We start from the raw sequence: 6217 nt of genomic DNA, 5'->3' as shown, positions 1-6217 counted from the left end.
CGCGGGGGCGACGGCTTATGGAATCTACCGCAGCACCCCGGCCGCCGCCTGCCGCCGCGCATAGACGAACAGCGCGATCAGCACGACCCAGATGATCGCGGTAAAGATCATCGGAAACGTGCCGAACAGGCGCTGCAAGTCGCCATAGTGCAGACCGAACTGATAGAGGCAGCTCACCGCCAGCCCGGCAAGCGAGATCGCGAAAGCGGTCACCGCATGGCGGCTGCGGATCAGCAGCAGCAGCGAGCCGAGGACCGACGCCCAGACCCCGAACGCCCAGCCGATATTCGCCCAGACCGGAAAGCCATAGAAATAGGCCTGCTGGTCGGCGGTGAAGGATGCCATATAGTCGGCGTTCTGCAGTTTGGTCATCGTATAGTCGAACGCCCCGATCGCGTTCCACAGCAGCGACACGACACCGACGGCCCAGATATGCCACGGCGTTTTGACAGCTTCCGTCATCTTCACCTCCCCCTCCAGAAAGACCGGCGGAAACTATCATGCTTTGCTTGGCAAAGCACCGGCAAAGCGCGATAGGCTCGCCTATGTGCGTCGTCGCCCTTGCCCACCGCGTCCATCCCGACTGGCCGCTGATCCTGATCGGGAACCGCGACGAGTTTCACGAGCGCCCCGCCGCGCCGCTCGCCGAATGGGACGACGGCAGCGGCATCGTCGCGGGGCGCGATCTTCAGGCGGGCGGAACGTGGCTGGGCGTGCATCGGCCGAGCGGGCGCGTCGTGGTGGTCACCAACGTGCGCGGCGCGATGCCCGATCCGGCAAAGGACTCGCGCGGGGCGCTCGTCGTCGACCTGCTGCGCGGCACCGGGCGCTTTGCCGATCCGGCCGCCACCGATCTCGATCGGTTCAATGCCTTCAATCTGTTCGCGGCCGATGGCACGGTGCGGCGGCTGACCAACCGGCCGCAGCCGTCGATCCTGTCGCTGGACGCCGGTGTCCATGCGCTCGCCAACGAGCCGGTCGACCGGCCCTGTCCCCGCGCCGAACGGCTACGCGCGGCGCTGGCCGCGGTGGCCGATGCCGGCGCCGATCCCGAAGGCCTGCTCGACACGTTGACCGCCGAGGGCGACCCGGCGCTGTTCCTGCTCGGCGAGGTCTATGGCACGCGCGCCTCGACTCTCGTCGCGGTGTCGGCGGCGGGCGATGTCCATATGGTCGAGCGCCGCTATGCCAGCGGCGGTCGTCTTGCGGGGACGACGGTGCTGGATTTCAGGATCGGATGAGAAAAAATTGAAGCCCCTCCTCTTCAGAGGAGGGGGGCATCGGGCCGGTCGCGCCCCAGGCACGACCTGAACAGTCCGGGGGACTGTTCACTCGACGCCGGTGGTGGACGCCGGTGCAGGGCACCACCCCGCTGCGACCAGGGCGCAAGCGCCCAAGTCTCGCTGCCCCTCCTCTGAAGAGGAGGGGATTGGTAACTCACTTCGGCGCGAGCACCATCAGCATCTGGCGGCCCTCGGTGCGCGGATGCGCCTCGACCTTCGCGATCTCGGCGGTCATTTCGGCGACGCGCTGAAGCACGTTCAGCCCGAGTTGGGTGTGGCTCATCTCGCGACCGCGGAAACGCATGGTCATCTTGACCTTGTCGCCTTCGCCCAGAAAATCGAAGACCTTCTTCATCTTCACATCGAAATCATGATCGTCGATATTCGGACGCATCTTGATCTCTTTGATTTCCTGCGTCTTCTGGCTCTTGCGCGCCAGGTTCGCCTTTTTCTGGGCCTCGTATTTGAACTTGCCCACGTCCAGGAACTTGCACACCGGCGGATCGGCGTTCGGCGACACCTCGACCAGATCGAGCCCAACCTCGGCCGCCTGCTCGATCGCTTCGGCCGTCAGCATCACGCCCAGATTCTCGCCTTCCTCATCGATCACGCGGACCTTGGGCGAAGCGATGAATTCATTGTATCGCGGACCGTTTTTGGGCGGCGGCACCATCGAGCGGCGGGTCATCGGGGGTGGTATAGCTGTATCTCCTGATCGTTGAATGCGGGCGCGCGGAATCGGCACGGTCCGCGCGCGCTCCGCTCATATAGTGACCGCGGGCGCGCCGTAAAGGCTGCCCGTGGCATAAAGATGACGCTTTTCGTCCGACTGTGGCGGTCAAGCCACGCCGCGGCGCCTCACCACTTCACCGGCGCCGGGTCGATGACGCGGAAGCCGCCTGCCCCGACCTCGCTCACTTCGAGCGCGCGCTCCGCGATGCCGCGATTGTTGAAACGGAAGATGCCGTCGATGCCGCCGAACCCGTCGGCGGCGAGCAGGCGCGAAGTCGGGAAATTCGTCCCCGGCTTCCAGTCGCGCGCGATGCGCACCGTGAGCAGCACCGAATCATAGCCGAGGCTGGCGAGGCGGTAGGGCGCCTTGCCGTAGCGCGTGCGATATTTGGCGGCGAGCTGGCCATAGAGGCCGTCGGACACGCTGGCGAACCACGCCCCGCGCATCGCGGCATTGCCGCCGAGCGCGGCGTCGGTGTTCCAAAGCTCGGTGCCGAGGATCTGCTTGCTGCCGCCGCTCTTCACCACCGGGACCGCGCGGATCGCGTTGCCGCCCGAATCGGCGATCAGCACCGCGTCGATCGCGCCCGCATTGGCGAGCCGCCGCGCCGCGCCGGTCAGCGCGGTCGCGCTGCGGTCATAGCTTTCGATCGACACCAGCGTGCCGCCCGCCGCGGCCACCGCGGCGCGGAAAGCGGCGGTCGAGCGCTCGCCATAGACGCTCTTGGGGACGAGCGCGCCAAAACGCTGATGCCCCTTGCTCCGCGCATAGGCGACGACGCGCTCGACCGACTGGCCGGGGACGAAGCCCATGATGAAGACGCCGTTGCCCGCGACGCTGCTGTCGTTCGAGAAGCTGAGCACCGGCACCTTCGCCGCGCGCGCGATCGGCGCGACCGCGGCGACATCCTCGCTGAGCAAGGGGCCGAGGATCAGCTTGTTGCCGTCGGCGACCGCCTGCCGCGCTGCCGCCGCGGCGCCGAGCGCGGTGTCATAGGTGGTGATGCGGACCTTTTCGGTGCGCGAATCGAGCAAGGCCATCGTCGTCGCATTGGCGATCGCGGTGCCGACGTCGGCGTTGGTGCCGCTTTCAGGCACGAGCAGCGCGACGCGGTGGCGGTCGGTATCGGTCGGCAGCCCGGGGCCGACATTGTCGCCGGTGGGCGGCGGCGGCGGAGTCGCGGGGCCGCTGCTTTTCGGCACCACCTGACACGCGGCAAGGAAGCCGGCCATCGCCATGACGCCCAGCCCGCGCAGCAATTGCCGGCGCGATGATGCAATATCTTGGCGCTCGGCGACGGTTTCTGCCATTTTCGGCTCCATGCCGGATTCGACCATCTCAAAATCTCCCTTGCCCGGTCTCTATATCGTTGCGACGCCCATCGGCAACCTCGGCGACATCAGCGCGCGCGCGGCGGCGACGCTTGCCTCCGCCGACGTGATCGCCGCCGAAGACACGCGCGTGACCGCGAAGCTGCTGTCGCATCTGGGTTTGCGTGTGCCGATGACCCCCTATCATGATCATAGCGACGAACGCGCCCGCGCCGCCTTGGTTGCGCGGATGGAGAGCGAAGTCGTTATTCTGGTCTCCGACGCGGGAACGCCGCTGATTTCGGACCCCGGCTACAAGCTCGTCCGCGACGCGCGCGCGGCGGGGCGGCACGTCACCACCATGCCCGGCCCCTGCGCCGCGATCGCCGCGATCACTTTATCGGGGCTGCCGAGCGACCGCTTCCTGTTCGCGGGCTTCCTGCCGAACAAGGCGAAGGCGCGCGCCGATACGATCGCGGAGTTCGCCGCGCTGCGCTCGACTTTGATCTTCTACGAAAGCGGGCCGCGGCTCGCGGCGGCGCTCGACGCGCTCGCCGAAGGACTCGGCAACCGCGAGGCGGCGGTCGCGCGCGAGATCAGCAAACTCTATGAGGAATGCGTAACCGGGACGCTGCGCGAGCTTGCCGCCCGCTATGCCGATGCGCCGCCCAAGGGCGAGATCGTGATCGTCGTCGGCCCGCCGGGCGAAGCGGCCGCCGAAACCGCCGACGACGCCACCCTCGACGCCGCATTGCGCGCCGCGATGGCCGACAAGCCGGTCGCGCAGGCGGCGAAGGTGGTCGCGAAACGCTATGGCCTCGACCGGCACGACGTCTATGCGCGGGCGCTCGCGCTCAAGGACCGGGCTTGAACCGCGCCGCCGCCGAAGCACGCGGGCGCAGGGCGGAAAGGCGCGCGGCGTGGTGGCTGCGGCTCCACGGCTGGCGGATCGTCGGCGAGCGGCTTCGCGTGAGCGCGGGCGAAGTCGACCTCGTCGCGCGGCGCGGGCGCACCCTCGCCTTCATCGAAGTGAAATGGCGCGAACGGGCCGAAGACCTTGATCTGGCGATCGACGAACGGCGGTTGCGGCGCGTCGCCGCGGCGGCGGCGATGCTTGCCCCGCGCCTCGCGCGGCCCGCCGACGATATCCGCATCGACGTGATGCTCCTTGCGCCGAAGCGATTGCCTCGCCATCTGGTCCACGTCTGGCAGCCTTAGGGTGCCGCAGCGACGCTCTTTGAGGAGAACAAAATGACTCTGCGCGCAGCCGTGCAAATGGACCCGATGGATACGGTCAACATCAATGGCGACAGCAGTTTTCACCTGATGCTGAAGGCGCTCGAGCGCGGCTATCCGCTTTATCATTACGACGTGCGCGGGCTGACGTGGGAGGCGGGGCGGCTGACCACCAAGGCGCACCGCGTCGTCGAGGCGAAGCGCGAGGCGGGCGATCATTATAAATTCGGCGAGCAGGTCACGCTCGACCTCGGCCGCGACGTCGACGTCGTGCTGATGCGGCAGGACCCGCCCTTCGACCTCGGCTATCTGACCGGCACCTGGCTGCTCGAACGCATCCGGGGAGAAACGCTGGTCGTCAACGATCCGGTGTCGGTGCGCAACGCCCCCGAGAAGGTGTTCGTGCTCGATTTCCCCGAGTTCATGCCGCCGACGATGGTGACGCGCGACCTCGACGCCGTGAAGGATTTTCAGGCGCGCCATGGCGCCGTGGTGATCAAGCCGCTGCACGGCAACGGCGGCAAGGCGGTGTTCCGCATCGACGAGGACGGCGCCAACCTCGGCGCGCTCGTCGAACTGTTCGGGCAGGTCTGGCCCGAACCTTTCATGGTCCAGCAGTTCCTGCCCAGCGTCAGCCAAGGCGACAAGCGCATCGTGCTGATCGACGGCGCGTTCGCGGGCGCGATCAACCGCAAGCCCGGCGAGGGCGAGTTCCGATCGAACCTCGCGGTCGGCGGCTATGCCGAAGCGGCGGCGCTGACCCCACGCGAGCAGGAGATTTGCGACGTTCTCGGCCCCGCCCTGCGCGAACGCGGGCTGCTGTTCGTCGGCATCGACGTGATCGGCGGCGAATGGCTGACCGAAATCAACGTCACCTCCCCCACCGGGATCGTCGCGATCGACCGCTTCGACAATGTCGACACCGCCGCGATGATCTGGGACGCGATCGAACGGCGGATCGGCTGACGCAGCCCCTGCGTTGACCCCGCATGACCACCCTCATTCTCGACCTGATCCAGAGCTGGGGCTATCTCGGCATCTTCGTGCTGATGGTCCTCGAGAATGTCTTTCCGCCGATCCCGTCCGAAATCATCATGGGCCTCGGCGGCATCGCGGTCGCGCAGGGGCGGTTCGACCTCGGGACGCTGATCGCGGTCGCGGTCGCCGGGACGACGGCGGGGAACTGGGTCTGGTACGCGATCGGGCGCTGGATCGGCTATGAGCGGCTGAGGCCCTTCGTCGACCGGCACGGGCGCTGGCTGACGCTCGACTGGGCGGAGGTCGAGCGGCTGCACGGCTTTTTCCTGAAATATGGCCCCGCGATCGTCTTCGTCGCGCGCTTCATGCCAGTGGCGCGGACGATGGTGTCGCTGCCCGCGGGCATGGTGCGGATGAACCAGGCGAAATTCCTGCTCTGGACCGCGGCGGGCTCGACGATCTGGATCAGCGCGCTCGCGGGCGCGGGCCACTGGTTCGGCAGCCGCTTCGCCAATCTCGACGCCTTCGTCGGGCCGGTGGCGCTGATCGCGATCGGATCGCTGGTGCTGATCTATCTGTGGCGGGTATTCACCTGGAAGCCGCGCCGGGACGACTGACCCCCCGTCATTGCGAGCGAAGCGAAGCAATCCAGAGCGGTTTACGCGGGCTCTGGATTG

Annotated in this window: 8 protein-coding genes; 5 read left to right on the top strand and 3 right to left on the bottom strand. The window is 67.4% G+C overall.

Annotated features, from left to right (window positions below):
• Window positions 1–24: 24 nt before the first annotated feature.
• The gene (locus OJI97_RS15375; RefSeq protein WP_297664911.1) at window positions 25–462 is read right to left on the bottom strand and encodes a hypothetical protein; all 438 of its coding nucleotides are present in this window, start codon (window positions 460–462) and stop codon (window positions 25–27) included.
• A gap of 83 nt (window positions 463–545) precedes the next feature.
• On the opposite strand from OJI97_RS15375, the gene OJI97_RS15370 reads away from it, so the two are divergent.
• A complete protein-coding gene (locus OJI97_RS15370; protein ID WP_297664909.1) occupies window positions 546–1241 on the top strand; it encodes an NRDE family protein in 696 nt (231 codons plus the stop codon).
• 196 nt (window positions 1242–1437) lie between these two features.
• Here the strand turns inward: OJI97_RS15370 and infC are convergent, their stop codons facing one another.
• Entirely contained in the window at window positions 1438–1971 is a 534-nt protein-coding gene (gene infC / locus OJI97_RS15365; RefSeq protein WP_297664907.1) for a translation initiation factor IF-3, read from the bottom strand.
• Window positions 1972–2141: 170 nt separating this feature from the next.
• Complete coding sequence (locus tag OJI97_RS15360) at window positions 2142–3326, bottom strand: penicillin-binding protein activator (protein WP_297664906.1); 1185 nt, start codon at window positions 3324–3326, stop codon at window positions 2142–2144.
• Between the two features lie 10 nt (window positions 3327–3336).
• On the opposite strand from OJI97_RS15360, the gene rsmI reads away from it, so the two are divergent.
• Genes rsmI through OJI97_RS15340 form a run of 4 tightly spaced genes read left to right on the top strand, consistent with a single transcriptional unit; the run spans window position 3337 to window position 6157 of the window.
• On the top strand, window positions 3337–4197 hold the full coding sequence (gene rsmI, locus OJI97_RS15355; RefSeq protein WP_297664905.1) for a 16S rRNA (cytidine(1402)-2'-O)-methyltransferase: 861 nt from the start codon (window positions 3337–3339) through the stop codon (window positions 4195–4197).
• Window positions 4194–4544 (top strand): YraN family protein, encoded by a 351-nt coding sequence (locus tag OJI97_RS15350; protein ID WP_297664903.1) that lies wholly within the window; start codon window positions 4194–4196, stop codon window positions 4542–4544. The genes rsmI and OJI97_RS15350 overlap by 4 nt, the downstream gene beginning before the upstream one ends.
• A 33-nt stretch (window positions 4545–4577) precedes the next feature.
• Window positions 4578–5528: a glutathione synthase gene (gene gshB, locus OJI97_RS15345; protein ID WP_297664901.1), complete on the top strand. Its 951-nt coding sequence runs from the start codon at window positions 4578–4580 to the stop codon at window positions 5526–5528.
• A gap of 23 nt (window positions 5529–5551) precedes the next feature.
• Window positions 5552–6157, top strand: coding sequence for a DedA family protein (locus tag OJI97_RS15340; RefSeq protein ID WP_297664899.1), 606 nt, complete (start codon window positions 5552–5554; stop codon window positions 6155–6157).
• Window positions 6158–6217: the final 60 nt, after the last annotated feature.

This window comes from Sphingopyxis sp. (assembly GCF_025869345.1).
GTDB lineage: Bacteria > Pseudomonadota > Alphaproteobacteria > Sphingomonadales > Sphingomonadaceae > Sphingopyxis.
This window is presented reverse-complemented; position numbering and strand designations above follow the sequence as displayed.